Raw genomic sequence first — 20,899 nt, 5'->3', positions numbered from 1 at the left:
GACGTGTGAAGGCAAGCAATAATACAATGTAACGAGAATGGATTCCCTAAAACTGCCTGTTTTAGGGCTTTTTTTAATTTTGGCGTTTCAGAAGAACTGTAGTGAGCAGGATGATGAGTGTAGTTTACGAGAATATGTCGCTATCTTTCAACGTTTGTGTGAAAACGTTAAATAGGCTTTGTGTCTTAACTTGCTAGATCTTTAACGATAACAAGTGCCATGTTATAATGATTTTACGTAGAACTCAAGGGAGTATAATCATGGCAGGAAAATACAAAAGTATTAATGTCTTACTTCATGATGGAGATATTGATGGCATTGTTCAGGTCGATGATTTTTCATGGGTATCTGGAATAATGTATTCTGCTCCAAGAGAAAAAGTGACTCAACTGCTTGAATTAGAGCATAGTAATAATTCAGGCGTATATTTTTTGCTTTCAAATACCACAATTTACGTTGGGCAAGCAATGGACTTAAAGGCCAGGATTAAGAATCATATATCTAATAAAGATTGGTGGGAACATGCAATTCTTCTCACTACAAAAGATGATAATTTAACACATGATGCTATTGATTATATTGAAGCTCGTTTCATTGCTTTGGCTAAGAAATATAAGAGATATAATTGTACCAATGTTAAAAACGAGACGGCAAAGATAAAATCTGTCGATAAGCTAAAACATGATGACTTTATAGAAGGAGCAATCTTTCTGTTAGAAAGAATCTTAGGTGTTTATGCTTTTAGCACTAATGATTCAAACAAGCAGTCTTTCAAAGAAACTGTAAGTAAGAAAAAGCAAAATAAACCAAGTAGCATAAAAGATAATACAAATACTGAGATTATTGATAAGAAGGGCGCTCTTCAGTTTTTGAAGGAGAATGGTCTGGAATTGAAAGATCGCGAGTGCACTTATGCTAGTAGGAAAAAGGTCAAGTATTGGGCGAATCCAAAGAAAGAAGTATTGTTAAACGATTGGAATATTATTTTAAATGACACAGAGAACAGGGAACTTATACATGCTTTAATACCTGCTAAGACAGTAAAAAGCGGAATCAAGAAAAAGGCAGGGATTTTTGTTCTTCGAAAAGATATGCCTGATAAGCTTGATATAAACATACATCCCAAAACACTTATAGACATGTACAGTAAGATAGATATAAATAAGTACATTGTAAAAAAATATAAATATTAACAGAAAAAGGCTGGAGACATTTCTTCAGCTTTTTTGATTGGGAAATATATGAAAAATAAGGAATAAGCATGTATTTTTATTAAAATAAAAAACTGATATAATTAGGAAGATTACTGTAGTAAAGGGAAAAAAGTATGAAGAAGTTAAATGCAATTGATTTATTTTGTGGCGCAGGAGGGCTGTCATATGGCTTTCAAGATGCCGGATACGAAATAATTGTTGGAGTGGATAATGAGCAAGCAGCACTGGATACTTTTGAGTTAAATCATCCTGGGGCGATTGGCCTTAATGCGGATCTGTCCAAAAAAGAAACAGTTAATAAAATAATAGAAATAGCTGGGAAAAGGGATATTGATGTTGTGATTGCAGGGCCTCCATGTCAGGGGTTTAGTGTAACTGGACCAAGAAACTTTGATGATCCAAGAAATAAGCTATATCTTGCTGTAATAGACATGGTTAAGCAGTATAATCCTAAAGGCTTTATTATAGAAAATGTTCCTGGCATGGCAAACATGTACAAGGGGCAAGTTAAGGATGAAGTATTAAAGCGCCTTCGAAAAATGGGTTACAACGTAGACTGCAAAATACTTACAGCATGTGATTATGGTGTGCCACAGATGAGAAAGCGTTTAGTGTTTATGGGAGTAAGAAAAGATATTGGAGAGCCGCATTTTCCAGCTCCTCAGTATGGACCCAATGCATCAAGGCCATATGTTACATGTAGGGAAGCTATCTCCGATTTGCCAACAAGAAAAAGCGAATTAGGAAAAGAAACTGATGTGTATACAAGTGAGGCTGTGACAGAATATCAAAAGCTTATGAGAGGTAACTGTGATGTTTTGAGTAATCATGTTGCTACAAATCATAAGGATTTTGTGATCGAAACTATCAGCCAAGTTCCTGAAGGAGGCAATTATAAGGATTTACCTGCAGGAGTGGGTGAAAGTAGAACATTCCATATGGCATGGACTAGATTGGATGGAAGAACACCTGCAAGAACAGTAGATACTGGGCATAGAAATCTGTTTCATTATGAATTGAACAGAGTTCCGACAGTTCGAGAAAGTGCTCGAATACAGTCTTTCCCTGATTCTTTTGTATTTACAGGAAGTAGAACTAAGCAGGAAAGACAGGTTGGTAATGCGGTACCACCACTTTTGGGGAAAGTGTTAGCAGAGGAGTTGAGGGAAATAATTGAAAAAGGAACAAAAAACATTTAATTCAATAGACCTTTTTGTTGGATGTGGGGGATTAACTGAAGGATTTCAGCAGTCAGGTTTTTACAATATGTTAGGCGCTGTGGAATGGGAATCATCTCCTGTGCACGTCTTAAGGGAAACATTAAAAAATAAATGGAAAGAAAAAGACGCTGATGATAAGGTTTTGAGATTTGATATTCAACGCACGGACGAGCTGTTTTCTGGGTGGAACGATGAAGAGTATGGAATATCAAGAGGGCTAGATAATTTAATTGGCGATAAAAAGGTAGATGTAATCATTGGTGGTCCTCCATGCCAAGCTTATTCAATAGCCGGAAGAATAAGAGATGAGCATGGAATGAAGAATGATTATAGGAATTATCTGTTTGAATCTTATTTGAAAGTAGTTAAAAGATATAAACCTAAAGCTTTCATTTTTGAGAATGTACCCGGAATTTTATCTGCTAAACCTGGGGATGGATCGTTTAAGATAATTGAGGTTATAAGAGAGGAGTTTGATAAGGCGGGATATTGTGTCTTAGAGAACTTGGATAAAGCTGTAATTGATATGACCAATTATGGTGTGCCTCAAAATAGAAAAAGGATCATTATTTTAGGATTATCAAAGGAAGAGTATGGGGAAAAGGCGAGTGAGCTTGTAAAGCTATTTTATGAAAAGTACCTACCATCTGAAAAAGTCAAAAAGAAAAAGACTGTTAGGGATGCAATTTCAGATCTTCCAAAACTATATCCGCTTGATCAACCAGGTAGAGTAGGAGCATTAAAAATATCACATTCTTTACCTGATCCAGATATTGATGGGCACATCTCTAGATTTCATAGTAAAAGAGATATTGAGATATTCAAATTGCTGACCAATGACATTGCTAGTGGAAGGAATGAGTACGTTTCAGCTAATGCCTTAAAAGAACTATATACTAAAGAAACGGGAAAAGAGTCAAATGTTCATAAATACCATGTTTTAAGATGGGATGAGCCAAGTAATCTGATCCCGGCTCATTTGTATAAAGATGGGTTAAGGCATATACACCCAGATCCAGAGCAGGCGAGAACAATTACTGTTAGGGAAGCAGCAAGACTACAGACATTTCCAGACTATTACATTTTTGACTGTAGTAGGACGGATGCGTTTAAGATGATAGGAAATGCGGTCCCTCCATTGTTTGCAAGCAAAGTGGCTAAAGCATTGAGTAATCTGTTAAATGATAATTGAGGAGTAGACATGCGATATTATCTGAAAAAGCTTGGAAGCCAAGAATTGGGAAGTGTTAAGAATGGGAAAGCTCAGAGGGGGAGGTATATTTATATCTCCAAGGATTCTGATGTTTTGGATTTTTTTCCACAGCTTTCTAAAACAGTTGTAAATGATTCGGCTGTGTTACCAATTATTCCTTTATATGGTGATAGTAGGCTAAAGATTTATTGTAACTATATCTATCATAATGATAAGTTCAGCACAAGTAGTGGCACGAGAGACGAATATAGAATTTACAGCAACTCTTCTTTGGAGAATAACAAGCTCTTATTTGAAACCGGAGATATTCTAATATTCCGCGCAGAAGAAAAGAAAAATACAGACGAAGATTCTGAAGAATCATGGGGCTATGAAAATAATGCCAAGATGTACTTTCTTTATCTTTGCTGTCCTCAAGATGATCTTTATTCTTTTTGTAGTAAGGTAATAGATGACTCCACTATTCGAGGCGGTGGGCATGCTATTTATGATGGCCAAATAAAGAAAGTAGAAGAAAAGATTGCACAAATATATGGCGAAGATGCAGAATCAATAGATGCTGTAATTGATGATACTGTAACTGCCAAGGCCCAGGATGGTGATGTTGATTCAATGGCCAATCTGTTCAATTCGATTTCCTTTAGGGATTTTGTAATGAATGGATATGAATATAAATGTGCCATTACTCGAAATGTCATTAGATATGGGACTTTTATGAATTTGGAGGCAGCACACATTCAGCCAAGATCTCATCAAGGATTGTATTTGCCCTCTAATGGTATCGCTATGTGCCGTGATATGCATTGGGCGTTTGACAAGGGTATGTTTACTATAGATGATGGATTATGTGTAAGAGTGCATCCAGATATTAGTAGCGAATATCTTAAACAGTATGACAAGAAACAGATTTTTGTACCAAAGAATTCATTCTTTGCTCCAGATGTTAACAATTTACACTACCATCAAAAGAACGTATACGGTTTGTTTAAGGTGGCAGGATCATTGGTAAAAGCAGAGGGCTATATTGGAAATAATGGAAGTAATAGATTGGTGGAATATGCCAAGGGGTTAAAACAGAAGTGATACATACAAAAAAGGAACCGGGAGTGATTTCTCGGTTCCTTTTTTGGCTATATTATATTTTTTCTGATAGACCGATGAGAACACCTTTTGTATAGGCATTACATGCTTCTGATGCTAATAGGCTCATCATTGACTCCTTATAAGCCGCTAGCTCCTTCTGGAGTGAGTCGGGTAAAGCGGTAAGAAGCCTTTCATAATTGTCGTTTGCTACAGAGTCTAATACTTTAAACTCCTCAGACTCGTAGTAAGATACCATGGCCTTATCATAAGTACTTTCGATTGCTTCAATAAGCATTGCTATTAAACCTCCTTAGACTATGTTGTAGTGGGAATAAATGCAACATAATCTGAGAGGTCAGAATCGTTACCTCGTTCTCTGCAATGACGCAGGAACTGCTCCTTAATGCGAGGTGCGATACCCATGAACTTCCTTCTCGCTAATATTAGTTCAGGGGATTGTATATGCTCGCGGATGTCGTAATGTAAAACTACCCGCGGAGTATGCGTGGAAAATCGAAGGATATGCTTTAATGAGTAAAAGGCATGTGCAAAAGCACAGGCTATTTTTTCATTAAGCCATTTTTGTACTATCTGATATGCTTTATGTATTATCTCATGGCAGAATGAGAACTTTTTCTCAATTGTGCGAACCAGTTCTATTATCTTGCCTTCTATTCTGGAATAAATACTAAAGTAATCAATTGTGGCTTCAACAACAGCTGGATGAATGGAAGCTTCTATTTCATCAATGATGATGGGATTGTTAAATGCAGATGTTCCAATCAAAGGTGCGCATGCATCTAAAAGCATAGAAGAAGATGCTCTGATAGGTTGAGCAGCCTCTTTTATGATATTAGTAGTAGCTTCGACGTTTTCCCAAGCTGCTTGAAGAGATGCGGCGATAGTGCTTGTATCTGGAAGAGATGCTGCGGTATAAGCAGCAACAGTTTCTATGGCTGTTGTCATGCCTGAAAGGTCTACATTAGCCATCATTGCGCTGATGGCACTTGAAAGTCCGGAAAGAGAAGCAGCGATGCCTTCGCTAACCTCTGGAGGAATAGTGACTGTAGGTACGCTGAGACTCAAAGATTCTGTAAAGCTATCAGGCATAGTTATGATAGTATCTGTTGCTTCTGAAATTGATTCATGTTCTCTGCCCATTGGTCTTTCCTCCTTTCCGTTATGCGGCCTTTCTTAAGCCGAACATATCCAATAATTTAATCTCATGTTCCAGATAATCTCTGGCTCCATATCTGAGCCATTGCCTGTATGCATTGAGAATGTGGCAGGATGCTGTATATGAAACATCGAATTCACAGCTGATCTGCTCTACATAATCAAGGTCCATGGTGCAGATAATCGGGAGTGGGGCGATTGCAGTACGTGCAAAGAAATTTGCCTCCGACTCAAGTTCTGCGTAAGATTTTCCTTTGTCATCATCGAGATGTCCAAGGTAGCAGTGTCCTATCTCGTGAAAGATGGTAAATCGGACACGCCTGTGGTTTGGCTCATAATCGTTAAAATAGATAAAATAACGATACATCCCATTAAGACAATGGATTTCTGAATATCCCTCATCGCTCTTTTCAAAGGCTTCAGCCTGATCAAATGGAGAGAGATATGAGTAAGGGATTAAAATATACCCTAATTTCTGTGCGATTGCAAAGCAGTCGATTGGAATTGCGTACAATCCACATTCTTCATACATGTCTACGACAAGCTTTTCGATTTCATCGTAGCGAGCACCTGTTAGGCGCACACCAGTTAACTGCAATAGAATCATCCTTCCTTTGTCTGGAAGAGAGGGCCTACAAGAGACATCCGCTGTTCTGGGCTCATGTTCTTTGCATTTCTGGCAATCCATGCCCTTGTTGTTTCAAATTCTGAGTCAAAATCATTACCGACTTCTCTACCAAGAAGATAATCAGTAGTGGTATGGAGAGCCTTTGCAAGATTAGCGAGAGTAGAACCGTTGGGCTCTCTTATTCCTGCGATATAACGGGAAAGAGACACTTCTGTAATACCCACCTCTGTTGCCAGATCTCTTTGTGATTTGTTAATAGCTGCGAGTTGAGCTTTGATCCTGCCTCCCATATCACTCTTATTATTTTCCATATGCGTAATCCTCATTTCTAATTAAATTCTGCTCTGTTTGGCGCTTGTCAGTTGCCTTACCTTTTAGCAGTGTAGTGTATATTCCCGGGTAACCTTTTCCAATACTTCTCCCTATGTTTCTATCACTGTTATACTTTACTGGCCTTATGCTTATGCGCATTGACTAAGACAGAAGTAACCTTCATCATTATCATTATTATCCATCATTAATGAGGAGGATCTTTATCAACTTAACCAAAAGTATAATAAAACTTTCCATTTGTGTCAATATGGAAAACTGTAATTATATAAAATTTTATTTTATATAATTATAAATTAATTGTAAGCGCATGAAACGGGGATTTATTAATGGTGTTGACACTTTCCAGATAGGAAAGTATAATGTACGTATAATACGAGGAGGAGATGTGTATGAACATAAGACTTCTAAAAGCGAAGCGCGTGGAGCGCAATATCCGCCAGAAAGACCTGGCAAAGATGCTGCATCTTACAGAAAAATCAATGTGTCAAAAGGAATGCAGTGAGTCAAATAAGTTTAAAGCTGATGAGATGATCAGCATAGCAGATGCTCTGGGATTGGATTTCGAAGAGTTTGACGCTATTTTTTTTGATCATCGACTTTCCAATTTGGTTAAGTTTTCTCGAAAAAGTTTCCAACACAACGAAGAAAAGGTTGAACTCAGATCGGAGGGGGACAAGCTGAGGGCAGTCTGGTATCCGAAGGAAAAGAAGTTGGAAATCGTGAGAGACAGGGTAAAATCAGTATTCTGGCTTCATCCTATTACAAGTACATATGACGTTAAAGACACAGAAGTAAAAGATTAAGTTTCGTCGAGTCGCTAGACGGCCTGAAACTCCGGACAAGGGGTATCAGGTCGTTTTTTTGTGGCATAAACAGCTTAACGATAGAGATTTGCGGTCTTGATCTGGCTTCCCATTTCATTTGGAAAGTCAGATGAGCATCGCAAGATGCTAATAACTTTGGCCAAAGGGATAGATCTATTTCAGTAATACAGACATAAACATTTTAACGAAGTGGTCTGGAAAGCTGAATCAAGACAGTTCTATTCCTGTTTGTAATGGCCAGAAGCCATAGCGGAATACACGTCGGGTCTATCCCTCCATTCAAAAACGAAAGGAGAGACCCGTTATGAGGTTCCGCAGAACACCATGCCTTAGCAAGAAACAGCTTGAAGAATTAGAGGAGCAGATCAGATTGCATCCTGAGAAGGAGACAGAACTCAGAAAGAAAGACCCAAGGGCAACATACAAAGTATTTGATGATGAAGGGCATGTCGTAGCAATTTTCAACCCTGAAACAGATACCACTATGGATGTGACCATCGATGTGAAGAGAAGGATTACAAAGCTTATGCATACCAAGGTCGATGATGTAGAAGTCAGGGAGAACAATAAGGAACGTAAGTTGGATCCCTTCTCACAGATGCAATATGACCAGACTGTGGATTCTTTCAGAAAGAAGTTCAGAGACAAGTATGGTAGGGATCCTCGTAAGGAAGAGCTACCAGAAGGAAGCCACAGAAGTCATGTTTCTCTGGAGGCTCCTGTAGATGCTGCAGGCGGTGCGACCATAGGAGAAATCCTCCCTGATGAGACAGCAAACTTTTTTGAGGAAGAGGAGACTCCTATCAGCTGCATGGAGGAACTTATGGCTTCGGAGTTGTTCAGTGACAGGGAACGTACTATTTATGATTGCAAGATTCGTAAGCAGATGACCAACGAGCAGATGGGTGAAGTAATCGGGACTTCAGGACAATATGCAGGACGTATCTGGAATGGAATTGTGGAAAAGATAAGAAACAATGCAGAAATCAAAAGATTTTTTAGGGTGTAGTTTCAAACTGAAAAAAGTCTGGGTGCTTTATATACGAGGGAGCAGAGGACTCCTACCAATGAAGAAGGAGGTGCGCAGCGATGCTACAGAAACATAAGGTAAGAATCAATGTTACTGACGGTGGCAAAGGAAAAGACAGAGTTCTTGAAGGAGCAGATGTCAGACTTCCAGTCAGATTACTAAAATTCCTGTTCGGAGACTTTACAACAGTCTATCTGTTAAAACCCGGACAGAACATTGAGTCGGTTGAGATACATGAAGTTAGTGAGAATGAAAAATAAGGAGAACATCATGGCAAGTAAAAAAACAGTCTGTAAGAAAAGAAATACCCCAAAACCACAGTGTACTGACAAAAATCCTTTTTCAGTATCACTTAACTTTGGGTTCAAGGTGCTTAAGTGTCAAATAGATATATCCCTTGATGAGGATTATCTGGAGAGGAGAAGAAATGAAACTGTACGAAGTAAATGCGGCAATAATGCAGGCAATAGACATTCTTGATGAAGCAGATGGCGAGGTCAATGAGGTTACAGAGCAGGTGATGGAAGAACTGGATACTCTTGAGATGGAGCGTGACAGGATCCTCGAGTATCTTGCGAAGGCAGCACTCAACACCCGCTCAGAGGTAGCAGCTATCAAAGCGGAAGAGGACAGGCTTAAGAAAAGGCGTCAGATTCTTGAACATAAGGAAGAGCGTCTCATAGGAATCCTTGACAGGGAATGCGCAGGAGTAAAGAAAGACCTCGGAGTTGCGACTCTTTCATATAGGAAGTCAGAGAGCCTTGAGGTCACTGATCAGGCGCTGACAATCTCTTGGCTCCATGATAATGGTCACGATGATTGCATTCGCACACCTGCTCCAGAGATCATGAAGGATGCGGTAAAGAAGCTTGTAAAGAATGACACCGAGATTCCGGGAGTCAGCTTAGTAACAAAAAATAACTGTTCACTTAGATAAGGAGGAATGATTCATGTTAAAGATTTCAAAAGGTAAGGTAGCACGACCGCTCCGGGTAGTCATTGATGGAGTCGAGGGTATCGGCAAGTCAACATTTGCAGCGCAGTTTCCGGATCCGCTGTTCATTGACCTTGAAAAAGGTACAGATTCAATGGATGTAGCGAGAACGCAGATGCCAGAGACTTGGGAGGAGCTGTTACAGATTACTAAGGATGTCGTGGCGGATCCATCTGTATGCAGGACTCTGGTCGTGGATACCGGGGACTGGGCAGAACATCTCTGTGAGGCATATGTATGTCGAAGCCAGCATGTTAGCGGCATTGAGGATATCGGCTACGGCAAAGGCTACACCTATCTTCGTGAGGCTTTTGCAGATTTCCTTAAGGCATTGGATTCAGTTATCGAAGCAGGTGTGAACGTGGTCATCTGTTGCCATACACAGATAAAGAAATTTGAGCTTCCTGATGAACAGGGTGCCTATGACAGATATGAACTCAAGCTTTCCAAGCAGGTGTCTCCTCTAGTAAGGGAGTGGTGTGACATACAGCTTTTTGCCAACTTCAAGACCTATGTGGTTTCTACAGAGAATAACAAGAACCACCACAAGGGAACAGGCGGTACCAAGAGAGTCATGTATTCATCGCACACAGCTTCTTGGGATGCCAAGAACAGGCATGGACTTCCCGATGAGATGGACTTCAGTTTCAAGAGCATCGCACATCTCTTTAATAGCAAAGCACCCAGACCCAAGTCTCCATTAGAACAGGTCCATGAGCTGATGACTGATTCAGGAATCACAGATGAAGAACTCAGAGATGTGGTGGTAAAGAAGGGTAAGTATCCTCCGGAGACTCCTATCGAGGAGTATGAGCCTGCATTTCTTACAGGCTGGGTCATCAAGTATTGGAAGGACATAGTTCCTATCGTAGAGAAGAATAGAAAGGACGGTGATTCAAAATGATTGAAGCTATCGAGGTTATCTTATGCGGTATAGGCATCTGTGCAGTCATCATTGTACTTATTACTGCACTAGCTGATGCGGTCAAGACAAGGAATGCTGAGAAGCGTGAGAGACAGAAGCAGCTCAAGACTGTCATGGAACTGCTTGAGAGCATCTCAGAGGATCTCTCGGAGATGAAGAGCATCCTTGAGTACAAGTGATAGGTTCAGATTATCATCGGGACTCGGTATTCTGCCGGGTCCCAAACTTTTTCAAAAATTCTTTTCAAAAATTCTTCTATCTAGTTTCAGAATGAGAAATTCCCAAGAGCTTTATACCTGTAACAGTAAACAGGCAATATGCCTACACAGATACCCAAGGAGGAAAAAACTATGGGTGAGCTCAATAATGAGGCTTTGGATTGGGACGGTGTCCTGGAGAATGATGGCTCCGAATTTATCGTCCTGCCTGAAGGTGATTACATCTTCGAGGTAACAAATATGGAGAGAGGATCCTTCCCTGGCAGTGAGAAGATGTGTGCATGTGCAAAGGCAACGCTCACACTCAAAATCACAGATGCCGAGCATGGCACAGTGAATGTCTTTGATGACCTGATCCTCCACAAGAAGATGGAGTGGAAGCTGTCACAGTTCTTCAGAGCCATCGGAATGAAAAAGAAGGGCGAGCGCCTCGTCATGGATTGGAACAAGGTCGTAGGTTCTTCAGGCAGGGTCCACATCATCGTGAACAAGTACACTGCCAAGGATGGTTCACAGAGAGAGAACAACAAGGTTTCCAAGTATTACGACTATGACGGGGATGCCATGTTCATGACAGTACCGGAAGGCAGCGCAGATGAGCTTCCTTTTGATTAAGGAGGTGCGTCATGGAACTCCGGCAGTATCAGAAGGATGCCTGTGATTCCACCCACGGGGAATGGGATGGCGGCCGTCATAAGACGGTCGTTAATCTCCCCACCGGGACAGGCAAGACAATAGTGATGGGGCAGATTGCAGATGATGAAGTCAATAAGGGCGGCAGAGTCCTTGTGCTTGCACATCGTGAAGAGCTTCTCACGCAGGCATCAGACAAGATCAAGAAACTTACAGGCAGGGATACGATCCTTGAAAAAGCAGAGAGCAGGAGCTATGGCTCTTACATTCCTATAACTGTAGCTTCTATCCAGTCCATAGCACAGGAGAAAAGGCTCATACAGTTTCCTAAGGACTATTTCAAAACACTCATCGTAGACGAAGCCCACCATTCCTTATCGGACACGTATCAGAGGGTGCTGAAGCACTTTGACAGTGCAGATGTCCTTGGACTTACAGCGACACCAGACAGAGGCGATAAGAGGAATCTTGGAGAATACTACGATTCGATGGCTTATGAATACACGATGTCTCAGGCGATAAAGGACGGATACCTTGTTCCCGTGAAAGCCCAGATGATCCCTTTGGAGCTGAACCTCTCGGATGTGAAGGTATCAAACGGAGATTACTCGGCAGGAGATATCGGATGTGCTTTGGAGCCGTACTTAGAGCAGATTGCAGATGAGATGGTCCGTTACTGCAAGGAAAGGGAGCGCACATTGGTGTTCCTTCCGCTTGTAGAGACAAGCCAGAAGTTCTGCAGGATGTTACAGAAAAGAGGATTCAGGGCAGCAGAGGTCAATGGCAATTCTCCAGACAGGCAGCAGATCCTTAAGGACTTTGAGGATGGAAAGTATCAGATTCTCTGCAACTCGATGCTCCTGACTGAAGGATATGACAATCCCGCTGTGGACTGCATCGTGGTATTAAGGCCTACCAGAGTGAGAGGACTTTATCAGCAGATGGTAGGAAGAGGTACAAGGCTCTATCCGGGAAAGAAGGACCTTCTCATATTGGATTTCCTCTGGCTCTCGGAAAGACATGACCTGTGCAGGCCATCATCCCTTGTATCAAAGGATGCAAAGATAGCACAGATGATTGATAAGAAGGTTGAGGGTAACGATGAAGAAATCGACATTTTACAGGCAGAGGAAGAAGCAGAAAGGGATGTCCTTTCTGAAAGGGAAGAAGCACTCGCAAGAGAACTTGAAGCCATGCGCAAACGCAAAAGGCAGCTCGTGGACCCGCTCCAATATGCTCTCTCGATATCGGCAGAAGACTTAACGAACTATGAACCGACTTTTGCATGGGAGATGGGACCGGCGTCAAAGGCTCAGCTCGATTTCCTTGAGAGGAGAGGGATATTCCCAGAGACAGTAACAAACTGTGGAATGGCATCACTTCTCATAGACAGGCTGAAGCGCAGGCAGGAAGAGGGACTTGCGACTCCCAAGCAGATAAGGTGTCTCGAGAGATACGGATTCCGTAGGGTCGGGACATGGCAGTTTGATATGGCAAGCAAGATGATAAGTCTTCTTGCAGGCAATAACTGGCGAGTGCCTTATGGCATGCAGCCGCAATTATACACACCATAGGAGGAACCGTTATGGGAAGAACGATAGGCGCTAAGCCGCAATGTGATACACATGATGACTGCTTTGCAAATAAGAATGGTCAGTGTGTATGCCTCAGTGAGAATGATTTCGGAAGGAAGGACTGCCCTTTTTATAAGCCGAAGTCAGAGGTCGATATGAAGAAGGTAGCCAAGGAGTGTAAGGCATATGCTCTGGCTCATGGAGGAAGAGATTGATGGATACGCAGATTTTATCAGCGCTAAGATCCATACCTGTATCAGATCTTGACCGTGCCGACTGGATAAAAGTCGGCATGGCCCTAAAGGATGCAGGATTCCCATGCTCTGTCTGGGATGACTGGTCACGTGATGACAGCCGTTATCATCCGGGGGAGTGTGAAAAGAAGTGGGATTCCTTCAACGGATCCGGAAAGCCCGTGAAGGCAGGCTCGATAGTCCAGATGGCAAAGGAACGAGGTTGGACAGCAGGTCCTGACATCGGGGATGCCCTTGGATGGGATGATGCCATCGAATATGACGGAGAGAGCTTCACGGGATTCACTCCGCAGGCAGCTTGGAACGGAGTAGAGGACCTTAAGAGATATATCTCTGAGCTGTTTGAGCCGGATGACTATGTCGGCTATGTAACGAATGACGTATGGCAGGACACAGACGGAAGATGGGTTCCATCCAAAGGTGTCTATTACAAGAAGGCAAAAGAGATACTGGCATCCCTTGATAAGTATAAGGATGACCTCGGAGCTACTATCGGAGACTGGAAACCTGACGTGGGTGCTTGGATCAGGTTCAATGCCCTCGATGGCAAAGGCGTAAAGAATGAAAACGTGACGAGGTTCAAGTATGCCCTTGTCGAGTCAGATACCCTTCCCATAGCAGAGCAGGACCTCCTGTACAGAAAGTTGGAGCTTCCTATAGCTGTACTTGTGCATAGCGGAGGCAAATCGCTCCATGCGATAGTGAAGGTCGATGCTCCCGATTATGAGGAGTATAGGAGGAGAGTGGATTTCCTCTACACCTTCTTGGAAGAAAAGGGATGCGTCATAGATAAGCAGAACCGCAATCCGAGCCGCCTTTCGAGGCTGCCGGGTGTGACTCGTAACGGGAACAGGCAGTACATAGTGGATATGAACATCGGCAGAAAGAGTTGGACTGAATGGATGGATTTTGCGGAAGGTATAGATGATGAGATGCCAGATATGGAGCCTCTCTCAGCTTTCAAGGATGACCCTCCCGTACTTCCGGAAGAACTTATCCAGGGAATCCTCAGACGAGGACATAAGATGCTCATCTCAGGATCTTCGAAGGCAGGAAAGTCATTCCTTCTCATGGAGCTGTGTGTGGCCATAGCTGAAGGTCGTAAGTGGCTTGGATTCCAATGCCAGAAGGGCAGGGTCTTGTATGTGAACCTTGAGATCGACCCACCTAGCTGCATAAACAGATTCCTGAAGATTTACGAGGCTCTGGGCATCCCTATGGCAAACACAGACAGCATCGTTCTCTGGAACTTAAGGGGACATGCGGTTCCGTTAGACCAGTTAGTACCAAAGCTCATAAGAAGGGTCAGGGACCAACATTTTGACTGCATCATAATCGACCCTATCTACAAGGTCATAACGGGTGATGAGAATTCGGCTTCGGACATGGGTGCGTTCTGCAATCAGTTTGATAAGATCTGTAACCTCACAGGCTGCTCAACTGTGTATTGTCATCATCACTCAAAGGGAGCACAGGGTGCTAAGAAAGCAATGGACAGAGCATCAGGGTCCGGTGTATTTGCGAGGGATCCCGATGCACAGTTGGACATGATAGAGCTTGAGCTTTCAGATGACATCAAGAACAACGTCCGGGATGGCAATGCATCAGCCTGGAGATTGGAGTCATCACTCCGAGAATTTCCGAACATCGTGCCTGTAAATTTCTGGTTCGAATATCCGCTCCATGTACTTGATGACAAAGGTGTCCTCGGAGAGATGCCTGCACAGGGTACTTCGGCAGCAGGCAAGATGAAGAATTCTAATTCTAAGTCTACAGAAGAAGCTGAAGAAGAATTCAGAAAAGCATATGATGCATGCAATATGACCGGGAATGTCACGGTACAGGACATGATGTCTTACATGGAAGTCAGCGACAAGACGATATACGCCCGTATCAAGAAGATGAACGGTGAGTTCATCCTCAAAAAGGGCAGAGTTATGAGGCTTGATCACGCTTTAGAAGAGTAAAGCAAAATTCTTCTTCTACGCTGAATATATAAATATATTCAGATAGAAAGTTAGACTACCGAATATGGGTAGGGCTAAATAGCCCGCCCTACCCTATTCGAGTAGTCCAACATAACTAGAACAGCGCAGACCAAGACCGAAAGAGGGAGGTGTAGAAAAATGAGATTTTTTATGGAAATGGAACCACCTACCGCTACGGCACAGGAAAAGAGCGTAAGGGTGATACACGGAAGACCTGTGTTCTTTGAGCCTAGTAGGTTGAAGGAGGCTAAAAAGCTCCTTATGGGACATTTATCAGATAACGTTCCTGACGAACCTTTCGAAGGAGCGGTAGCACTTAAAGTCTTATGGCTCTTTCCCAAGGGTAAGTCACATAAGGCAGGAGAGTGGAGGACAACACGTCCCGATACAGACAACCTTCAGAAGATGCTCAAGGACTGCATGACAAAGGTGGGGTTCTGGAATGATGATGCACAGGTTGTCCTGGAGATAGTCGGCAAGGCATGGTCGGATGTCCCGACAGGGATATGCATCGAGATCCTTGAGATAGATAAGGAGGTATGAGCCTTGCTGAAGCAGGATGAACTTAATAAGTACGGATGTGACAGTCTCATAAACGGAATAATCGTCCTTGCTTCAAAGGACTACATCAAGGCCGTGAGACAGCTTCGGAAGAATCCGAACAGTAAGATTTCTTCTGCAACAGCAAAGGAATGTGAAAAGTTCTTCCGCAGCAGCTGGTACGCATCCCTTACTTCCGTTGAAGGAGAGTGGCTCATTAACAGATTACGTGAGGAGGCTATGAAGAAATGAATGCAAAAGAATATCTGAATCAGGGATTCCTTATAAATGAACGTATCGATTCCAAGATAGAACAGATAGCGATGCTCAGGACCCTTGCTACAAAGACAAGCGTTACCCTCTCCGATATGCCGGGAGATCCGAATAAGGGAAAGTCAAAGATAGAAGAGCTCCTTGTAAAGATAGCGGATCTGGAGTCGGAGATAAGTGCAGACATTGATAAGCTTGTGGAACTGAAAGGTAATATCATGGATGTGATAAATGAGGTCTCAGACCCGGAGGAGTCATTGGTACTGAACCTCAGATACCTGAACTTCTTCTCTTGGGAGGACATCGCAGTGAAGATGGACTGTTCTGTAAGGAATGTCCACATCGTCCACAGCAGGGCACTCGAGCATGTTGTTATCTCATGAAATGTAAGTTGCACACTTTTTCACTATTTTTCACTTAGGGAAAATGATATTGTTATACTGACGAAAGTCGAAAATGATGAAAGCCTCAAAGGGACCTATGACCTTTGGGGCTTTTGTCGTGTAAGGAGTTGCTTATGCCATATAAAGCAGGCCACCCATGTTTTGAAAGTGGGTGTGCGAAGATAATCCCTCATGGTCAGAAGTACTGTGATGAACATAAGAAGATGCATCCGGAAGAGATAAGGAATTCTTCTACACGTGGATATTCTTCTAGGTGGAGAAGAGAATCGAAGATATTCTTGAAGGCTCATCCGCTCTGTGCTATCTGCGAAAAGAATGGCAGGTACACGAAGGCTACGGTGGTGGATCACATAAAGCCGCACAGAGGAGACCAAGAGCTCTTCTGGGACAGAGACAACTGGCAGGCTTTATGCAAGCCCTGTCATGATAGGAAAACGTGGACAGAAGATAAATGCCCTGTTTACCACTATTAGCGCATGGGGAGGGGCGGGTCGAATCTCTAAAGGCGCATGGTTACGTGACCGGGCCGGACTCTCGCGTGCAAAAATGGGATTTCAGACAGGGGATTGACCCCTTGTTGAAATAGGTCCCGGGAACAGATGGATAGAGGTTTTGGAATGAAAAGCTGTGTTTGAATTTAGCACAGCTTTTTTCAATGGAAATCAAAGAAAAGGAGGCCGACATGGCGAAAGATGGTACGCGCCGTGGAGGCGCACGTCCTGGTGCTGGAAGACCGAGGAAGGCTCTTGCAGATAAATTACAGGACGGACAGAAAGCAAATGTAATGATGGTCCCTGCAGCACTCGAAGGAGCGGACACTCCTCCGATAAGGGACTTTCTTACCGAGGAACAGAAGGATGGCTCTCAGCTCTGCTCTGAAGAGATATATGAGGAGACATACAAGTGGCTCAAGGAGCGCAAGTGCCAGGCATTTGTAAATCCACAGTTAGTTGAGCAGTATGCGATGTCTGTAGGACGTTGGATCCACTGTGAGCAGACAATCTCAAGGACAGGTTACCTTGCCAAGCACCCTACCACAGGGCAGGCAATTGCAAGTCCTTATGTGGCGATGGCTCAGAGCTACATGAAGCAGGTGAATACCATCTGGAATGAAATCTATCAGATAGTTAAGGAGCAGTGCTCGGAAGCTGTGACTTCCACACCACAGGATGATGTGATGGCGATGCTCCTTAGGACGAGGAGGAGAGATTGAAATCAACATCTGAAATGAAGAAGGTAGCTGTGAGTGAGCTGATACCTTACGTCAACAATGCAAGGACTCACTCAAAGGAACAGATAAATAAGCTCAGGGGATCCCTTAGGGAGTTCGGATTCATTAACCCGATAATCATCGACAGCAAGAATAATGTCATCGCAGGACATGGAAGACTGATGGCTGCGAAGGAAGAGGGCATCGAAGAAGTGCCATGTGTGCTTGTGGATTACCTTTCCGAGGCACAGAAGAAAGCGTACATACTTGCTGATAACAGATATGCCCAGGATGCAGGATGGGATGAAGAGATGCTGAAAGCCGAGATCGAAGAGTTGGAAGGAATGGACTTTGATGTTTCCTTTACAGGCTTCGATGAGAAGGAACTAGCATCTCTTTTTGATGAGGAGAAGAAAGCAGAGGAAGATGACTTTGACCTTACCAAGGCTCTCGAGGCAGCAGCCTTTGTTGAAAAGGGAGACAGATGGCATGTCGGAAGGCACATCCTTATGTGCGGTGATGCTACATCTGCAGAAGATGTAGATAAGCTGATGGATGGTGCTGTGGCAAATATGTGCTCTGTGGATCCTCCATACGGTGTTTCATTCAAGTCTTGGGACGGACTCGAGATCAAGAACGATTCCCTTAAGGATGAGGAGTTCCTTGATTTCCTTACCAAGTCATTTGAGAACATCGCAGCACACCTTGCTCCGGGCGGATCCTGTTATGTATTCCATGCAGATTCACTGACTGAGATATTCAGGACAGCTTTCAAGAAGTTCTTCCATCTGTCAGCGGTCTGTGTGTGGGTCAAAAATGCCCTCGTTCCAGGCTGGGGCGATTTTCAATACCGCCACGAGCCTGTGCTTTACGGATATCTGGAAAATGCGAAACACAAATTCTATGGAGACCGAAAGCAGACTACGGTGTGGGAGTTCAACAAGCAGACATCTTTCCATGACCATCCAACATCAAAGCCTATCGACCTCATGACATATCCGATAGGCAATTCCTCGCAGGAGAACGGTATCGTCCTTGATACCTTCGGTGGTAGCGGATCCACTCTGATAGCTTGTGAACAGATGAACAGGACATGCTACACCATGGAACTTGATGAAAAGTATGCTTCCGTAATCCTTCGAAGATTCGTGGAGGATACAGGAAAGGCAGATGAAGTCTACGTTGAAAGAAACGGAGAGAAACTTATGTACTCTGACCTCGTTATAGAGGTGGAGGGGCGTGATGAAAAATAAAGAGCTGACCCTTGGGTCTCTCTTCGATGGATCTGGAGGCTTTCCTCTCGGAGGGATAATCTCTGGGATAAAGCCTATATGGTCATCGGAGATAGAACCTTTCCCTATAAGGGTCACAGAGAAAAGGCTCCCGACTGTGGAGCACTATGGAGATATCTCAAAGATAAACGGAGCGGAGATCCCGCCCGTGGACATAATAACTTTCGGAAGCCCATGTCAGGACATGAGCATAGCCGGGAGAAGAGAAGGCTTGGACGGAGAACGTTCAGGTCTTTTTTATCAGGCAATCCGAATCATCAGAGAAATGAGGGAAGCGACAGATGGAAAATATCCAAGATATGCAGTATGGGAGAACGTCAAAGGTGCCTTCTCCTCAAACAAAGGAGAAGACTTCAGACAGGTCCTCGAAGAGTTCTGCCATGTTACGGAACCAGACATTTCAGTTCCTAGATGTGACAGGTGGAAGAACGCAGGATGCATTCTGGGAGAGTCGTCATCTGTTGCCTGGCGTCTCCTCGATGCACAGTTTTGGGGTGTGCCCCAGAGAAGAGAACGTATCTACGCTGTCGCAGATTTTGGAGGCAAGAGTGCCGGAGATATATTATTTGTCAGCGAAGGCCTGTCAGGGTATTCTGCGGAGAGCTTCCGCTCGTGGCAAAGAGCTGCCAATAGTCTTAAAGAATGCTCTGGAGAGGCAGGCTGCCTTTGCTTGAATGATCAGGGCGGTTCTGTCATGGGTGTCAGTACAGACGTGACAGGTACGCTACGTGCAGAAGCTCATGGCCATCAGCCACTTATTGCACTTGAGCATCATCCGAATGATTCAAGGATAAAGATAGAAGAGGGCGATGCCATTCAGACGCTTTCAGGACGCATGGGAACAGGAGGTGGAAACGTTCCTCTCATCATGACTCCTGGGGGAAAGCCTTTGACACTTAAGATCCGAAGCGGATGCGAAGGTGGTGGAAAGGGTGCCTTAATCCAGGAGGATAAGTCAGCGACTTTAGGAACACATAATGACCAGACGCTGTTCCAGCCTACAGCCTTTGGAGTATGCGCAAAGAACAGTAACAGCATGATGAGTGATAATCCCAAGAGCGGATTCTATGAAGCGGATACTTCCAGATGCCTTGATGCCAATGGAGGTAATCCTACATGCAATCAGGGTGGCATAGCAGTCATAGCCCTTGAAGGTAACGGATCAAGACCAAGCCACAGAGGTGATGGCTATAAGGAAAGCGATGTGATGTACACGCTCAATACTGTGGAACAGCACTCCGTAGCTTTTGCAGATAAGTCAGCCACCCTTTCAGCAGGCGATGGACCTAAAGGTCCTTCGAGTCAGCAGCTTGGTAATCCCGAGGAGAACTTCGTGGCAGAACCTTCCTACGGACTGGACAGGGCATCATTCAATCAGGGTGCAAATGCCAAGTTTGGATTCTGTGTGGATGAAGAAGTTGAGCCTGCGATGGTATCAAGAGGACCTAACGCAGTCGGACATCCCTTCCACTCATCAAAGAACAGTTATCATACGAACTTCTCTGATGGAGAGGCGGTCGACACCCTTGTAGCTACAGACTATAAGGATCCGCCTACGGTCAGTGAAGAACCATATTATATAGTACGAAGGCTGACTCCTACAGAGTGTGCAAGGCTTCAGGGATTTCCAGATTGGTGGACTGATGACCTTGCTTCGGAGGATCCTTCCGAAGATGAGGTAAAGCGCTGGTCAGAGATATTTGAGACCCAGAGGACAGCACTTGGATTAGAAACAAAGCCAAAGACGGAGAATCAGATCCGCAAATGGCTCAAATCGCCTTATTCCGATAGTGCTGCTTATAAGATGTGGGGCAATGGAGTTGCCCTTCCGTGCGTGGTTTTCGTGCTTTCAGGCATTGTCTACTATGCACAGTAA

At 43.6% G+C, this 20,899-nt stretch carries 26 protein-coding genes; 22 read left to right on the top strand and 4 right to left on the bottom strand.

Annotated elements, in window-relative coordinates:
• The first annotated feature begins 260 nt into the window (after positions 1 to 260).
• From D6855_RS16070 to D6855_RS16055, 4 genes are all read left to right on the top strand, one after another.
• Positions 261 to 1,193, top strand: a complete 933-nt coding sequence (locus D6855_RS16070; protein ID WP_120742951.1) for a GIY-YIG nuclease family protein — start codon at positions 261 to 263, stop codon at positions 1,191 to 1,193.
• A 134-nt stretch (positions 1,194 to 1,327) separates the two neighbouring features.
• A complete protein-coding gene (locus D6855_RS16065; protein ID WP_120742949.1) occupies positions 1,328 to 2,413 on the top strand; it encodes a DNA cytosine methyltransferase in 1,086 nt (361 codons plus the stop codon).
• The gene (locus D6855_RS16060) at positions 2,388 to 3,626 is read left to right on the top strand and encodes a DNA cytosine methyltransferase (RefSeq protein WP_120742947.1); all 1,239 of its coding nucleotides are present in this window, start codon (positions 2,388 to 2,390) and stop codon (positions 3,624 to 3,626) included. The genes D6855_RS16065 and D6855_RS16060 overlap by 26 nt, the downstream gene beginning before the upstream one ends.
• A gap of 9 nt (positions 3,627 to 3,635) precedes the next feature.
• On the top strand, positions 3,636 to 4,730 hold the full coding sequence (locus tag D6855_RS16055) for an HNH endonuclease (RefSeq protein ID WP_120742945.1): 1,095 nt from the start codon (positions 3,636 to 3,638) through the stop codon (positions 4,728 to 4,730).
• A 52-nt stretch (positions 4,731 to 4,782) separates the two neighbouring features.
• Here D6855_RS16055 and D6855_RS16050 read toward each other — a convergent pair whose 3' ends face one another.
• Genes D6855_RS16050 through D6855_RS16035 form a run of 4 tightly spaced genes read right to left on the bottom strand, consistent with a single transcriptional unit; the run spans position 4,783 to position 6,845 of the window.
• Entirely contained in the window at positions 4,783 to 5,025 is a 243-nt protein-coding gene (locus tag D6855_RS16050) for a hypothetical protein (protein ID WP_120742943.1), read from the bottom strand.
• Positions 5,026 to 5,045: 20 nt separating this feature from the next.
• A complete protein-coding gene (locus D6855_RS16045; protein WP_120742941.1) occupies positions 5,046 to 5,891 on the bottom strand; it encodes a hypothetical protein in 846 nt (281 codons plus the stop codon).
• Between the two features lie 19 nt (positions 5,892 to 5,910).
• On the bottom strand, positions 5,911 to 6,504 hold the full coding sequence (locus D6855_RS16040; protein WP_158589563.1) for an ImmA/IrrE family metallo-endopeptidase: 594 nt from the start codon (positions 6,502 to 6,504) through the stop codon (positions 5,911 to 5,913).
• Positions 6,505 to 6,509: 5 nt separating this feature from the next.
• The gene (locus D6855_RS16035; RefSeq protein ID WP_120742939.1) at positions 6,510 to 6,845 is read right to left on the bottom strand and encodes a helix-turn-helix domain-containing protein; all 336 of its coding nucleotides are present in this window, start codon (positions 6,843 to 6,845) and stop codon (positions 6,510 to 6,512) included.
• Positions 6,846 to 7,256: 411 nt separating this feature from the next.
• Between D6855_RS16035 and D6855_RS16030 the strand changes: the two genes are divergently transcribed.
• From D6855_RS16030 to D6855_RS15950, 18 genes are all read left to right on the top strand, one after another.
• Positions 7,257 to 7,670, top strand: coding sequence for a helix-turn-helix domain-containing protein (locus D6855_RS16030; protein ID WP_120742937.1), 414 nt, complete (start codon positions 7,257 to 7,259; stop codon positions 7,668 to 7,670).
• Positions 7,671 to 7,995: 325 nt separating this feature from the next.
• Entirely contained in the window at positions 7,996 to 8,700 is a 705-nt protein-coding gene (locus tag D6855_RS16025; protein ID WP_120742935.1) for a hypothetical protein, read from the top strand.
• Positions 8,701 to 8,780: 80 nt separating this feature from the next.
• On the top strand, positions 8,781 to 8,981 hold the full coding sequence (locus D6855_RS16020) for a hypothetical protein (RefSeq protein WP_120742933.1): 201 nt from the start codon (positions 8,781 to 8,783) through the stop codon (positions 8,979 to 8,981).
• 10 nt (positions 8,982 to 8,991) lie between these two features.
• Positions 8,992 to 9,201 (top strand): hypothetical protein, encoded by a 210-nt coding sequence (locus D6855_RS16745; RefSeq protein ID WP_158589562.1) that lies wholly within the window; start codon positions 8,992 to 8,994, stop codon positions 9,199 to 9,201.
• A complete protein-coding gene (locus D6855_RS16015) occupies positions 9,149 to 9,658 on the top strand; it encodes a siphovirus Gp157 family protein (protein WP_158589561.1) in 510 nt (169 codons plus the stop codon). The genes D6855_RS16745 and D6855_RS16015 overlap by 53 nt, the downstream gene beginning before the upstream one ends.
• A 13-nt stretch (positions 9,659 to 9,671) precedes the next feature.
• The gene (locus D6855_RS16010) at positions 9,672 to 10,619 is read left to right on the top strand and encodes an ATP-binding protein (RefSeq protein WP_120742929.1); all 948 of its coding nucleotides are present in this window, start codon (positions 9,672 to 9,674) and stop codon (positions 10,617 to 10,619) included.
• A complete protein-coding gene (locus D6855_RS16005; RefSeq protein ID WP_120742927.1) occupies positions 10,616 to 10,819 on the top strand; it encodes a hypothetical protein in 204 nt (67 codons plus the stop codon). Before D6855_RS16010 ends, D6855_RS16005 begins: the two co-directional genes overlap by 4 nt.
• Before the next feature lie 171 nt (positions 10,820 to 10,990).
• The gene (locus D6855_RS16000) at positions 10,991 to 11,473 is read left to right on the top strand and encodes a hypothetical protein (protein ID WP_120742925.1); all 483 of its coding nucleotides are present in this window, start codon (positions 10,991 to 10,993) and stop codon (positions 11,471 to 11,473) included.
• Between the two features lie 11 nt (positions 11,474 to 11,484).
• A complete protein-coding gene (locus D6855_RS15995) occupies positions 11,485 to 13,065 on the top strand; it encodes a DEAD/DEAH box helicase (RefSeq protein ID WP_120742923.1) in 1,581 nt (526 codons plus the stop codon).
• 11 nt (positions 13,066 to 13,076) lie between these two features.
• Positions 13,077 to 13,280, top strand: a complete 204-nt coding sequence (locus D6855_RS15990) for a hypothetical protein (protein WP_120742921.1) — start codon at positions 13,077 to 13,079, stop codon at positions 13,278 to 13,280.
• Positions 13,280 to 15,286, top strand: coding sequence for an AAA family ATPase (locus D6855_RS15985; protein ID WP_120742919.1), 2,007 nt, complete (start codon positions 13,280 to 13,282; stop codon positions 15,284 to 15,286). The genes D6855_RS15990 and D6855_RS15985 overlap by 1 nt, the downstream gene beginning before the upstream one ends.
• A 159-nt stretch (positions 15,287 to 15,445) precedes the next feature.
• Positions 15,446 to 15,850, top strand: a complete 405-nt coding sequence (locus tag D6855_RS15980; protein WP_120742917.1) for a RusA family crossover junction endodeoxyribonuclease — start codon at positions 15,446 to 15,448, stop codon at positions 15,848 to 15,850.
• 3 nt (positions 15,851 to 15,853) lie between these two features.
• Positions 15,854 to 16,099, top strand: a complete 246-nt coding sequence (locus D6855_RS15975) for a hypothetical protein (RefSeq protein ID WP_243111998.1) — start codon at positions 15,854 to 15,856, stop codon at positions 16,097 to 16,099.
• Positions 16,096 to 16,500, top strand: a complete 405-nt coding sequence (locus D6855_RS15970; RefSeq protein ID WP_120742915.1) for a sigma factor-like helix-turn-helix DNA-binding protein — start codon at positions 16,096 to 16,098, stop codon at positions 16,498 to 16,500. The genes D6855_RS15975 and D6855_RS15970 overlap by 4 nt, the downstream gene beginning before the upstream one ends.
• Before the next feature lie 134 nt (positions 16,501 to 16,634).
• The gene (locus tag D6855_RS15965; RefSeq protein WP_120742913.1) at positions 16,635 to 16,994 is read left to right on the top strand and encodes an HNH endonuclease; all 360 of its coding nucleotides are present in this window, start codon (positions 16,635 to 16,637) and stop codon (positions 16,992 to 16,994) included.
• Between the two features lie 209 nt (positions 16,995 to 17,203).
• Positions 17,204 to 17,734 carry a P27 family phage terminase small subunit gene (locus D6855_RS15960; RefSeq protein ID WP_120742911.1) on the top strand — a complete coding sequence of 177 codons (531 nt, stop codon included), beginning with the start codon at positions 17,204 to 17,206 and terminating at the stop codon, positions 17,732 to 17,734.
• A gap of 14 nt (positions 17,735 to 17,748) precedes the next feature.
• Entirely contained in the window at positions 17,749 to 18,984 is a 1,236-nt protein-coding gene (locus tag D6855_RS15955; RefSeq protein WP_120742955.1) for a site-specific DNA-methyltransferase, read from the top strand.
• Positions 18,974 to 20,899, top strand: a complete 1,926-nt coding sequence (locus D6855_RS15950; RefSeq protein ID WP_120742909.1) for a DNA cytosine methyltransferase — start codon at positions 18,974 to 18,976, stop codon at positions 20,897 to 20,899. Before D6855_RS15955 ends, D6855_RS15950 begins: the two co-directional genes overlap by 11 nt.

The sequence above is a fragment of the Butyrivibrio sp. CB08 genome, assembly GCF_003625485.1.
GTDB lineage: Bacteria > Bacillota > Clostridia > Lachnospirales > Lachnospiraceae > Butyrivibrio.
Note: the sequence above shows the minus strand (reverse complement) of the source record. Positions and strands in the feature narration are given on the sequence as shown.

Excerpts from the sequence above, each read along its gene's own strand:
- D6855_RS15960 (WP_120742911.1), top strand. The coding sequence starts at position 17,204 with ATGGCGAAAGATGGTACGCGCCGTGGAGGCGCACGTCCTGGTGCTGGA.
- D6855_RS16050 (WP_120742943.1), bottom strand. The coding sequence starts at position 5,025 with ATGCTTATTGAAGCAATCGAAAGTACTTATGATAAGGCCATGGTATCT.
- D6855_RS16010 (WP_120742929.1), top strand. The coding sequence starts at position 9,672 with ATGTTAAAGATTTCAAAAGGTAAGGTAGCACGACCGCTCCGGGTAGTC.
- D6855_RS15980 (WP_120742917.1), top strand. The coding sequence starts at position 15,446 with ATGAGATTTTTTATGGAAATGGAACCACCTACCGCTACGGCACAGGAA.
- D6855_RS16025 (WP_120742935.1), top strand. The coding sequence starts at position 7,996 with ATGAGGTTCCGCAGAACACCATGCCTTAGCAAGAAACAGCTTGAAGAA.
- D6855_RS16005 (WP_120742927.1), top strand. The coding sequence starts at position 10,616 with ATGATTGAAGCTATCGAGGTTATCTTATGCGGTATAGGCATCTGTGCA.
- D6855_RS15970 (WP_120742915.1), top strand. The coding sequence starts at position 16,096 with ATGAATGCAAAAGAATATCTGAATCAGGGATTCCTTATAAATGAACGT.
- D6855_RS16065 (WP_120742949.1), top strand. The coding sequence starts at position 1,328 with ATGAAGAAGTTAAATGCAATTGATTTATTTTGTGGCGCAGGAGGGCTG.
- D6855_RS15950 (WP_120742909.1), top strand. The coding sequence starts at position 18,974 with ATGAAAAATAAAGAGCTGACCCTTGGGTCTCTCTTCGATGGATCTGGA.
- D6855_RS15985 (WP_120742919.1), top strand. The coding sequence starts at position 13,280 with ATGGATACGCAGATTTTATCAGCGCTAAGATCCATACCTGTATCAGAT.
- D6855_RS16035 (WP_120742939.1), bottom strand. The coding sequence starts at position 6,845 with ATGGAAAATAATAAGAGTGATATGGGAGGCAGGATCAAAGCTCAACTC.
- D6855_RS16055 (WP_120742945.1), top strand. The coding sequence starts at position 3,636 with ATGCGATATTATCTGAAAAAGCTTGGAAGCCAAGAATTGGGAAGTGTT.
- D6855_RS16745 (WP_158589562.1), top strand. The coding sequence starts at position 8,992 with ATGGCAAGTAAAAAAACAGTCTGTAAGAAAAGAAATACCCCAAAACCA.
- D6855_RS15995 (WP_120742923.1), top strand. The coding sequence starts at position 11,485 with ATGGAACTCCGGCAGTATCAGAAGGATGCCTGTGATTCCACCCACGGG.
- D6855_RS16070 (WP_120742951.1), top strand. The coding sequence starts at position 261 with ATGGCAGGAAAATACAAAAGTATTAATGTCTTACTTCATGATGGAGAT.
- D6855_RS16030 (WP_120742937.1), top strand. The coding sequence starts at position 7,257 with ATGAACATAAGACTTCTAAAAGCGAAGCGCGTGGAGCGCAATATCCGC.
- D6855_RS16020 (WP_120742933.1), top strand. The coding sequence starts at position 8,781 with ATGCTACAGAAACATAAGGTAAGAATCAATGTTACTGACGGTGGCAAA.
- D6855_RS16000 (WP_120742925.1), top strand. The coding sequence starts at position 10,991 with ATGGGTGAGCTCAATAATGAGGCTTTGGATTGGGACGGTGTCCTGGAG.
- D6855_RS16045 (WP_120742941.1), bottom strand. The coding sequence starts at position 5,891 with ATGGGCAGAGAACATGAATCAATTTCAGAAGCAACAGATACTATCATA.
- D6855_RS15965 (WP_120742913.1), top strand. The coding sequence starts at position 16,635 with ATGCCATATAAAGCAGGCCACCCATGTTTTGAAAGTGGGTGTGCGAAG.
- D6855_RS15955 (WP_120742955.1), top strand. The coding sequence starts at position 17,749 with ATGAAGAAGGTAGCTGTGAGTGAGCTGATACCTTACGTCAACAATGCA.
- D6855_RS15990 (WP_120742921.1), top strand. The coding sequence starts at position 13,077 with ATGGGAAGAACGATAGGCGCTAAGCCGCAATGTGATACACATGATGAC.
- D6855_RS16015 (WP_158589561.1), top strand. The coding sequence starts at position 9,149 with ATGAAACTGTACGAAGTAAATGCGGCAATAATGCAGGCAATAGACATT.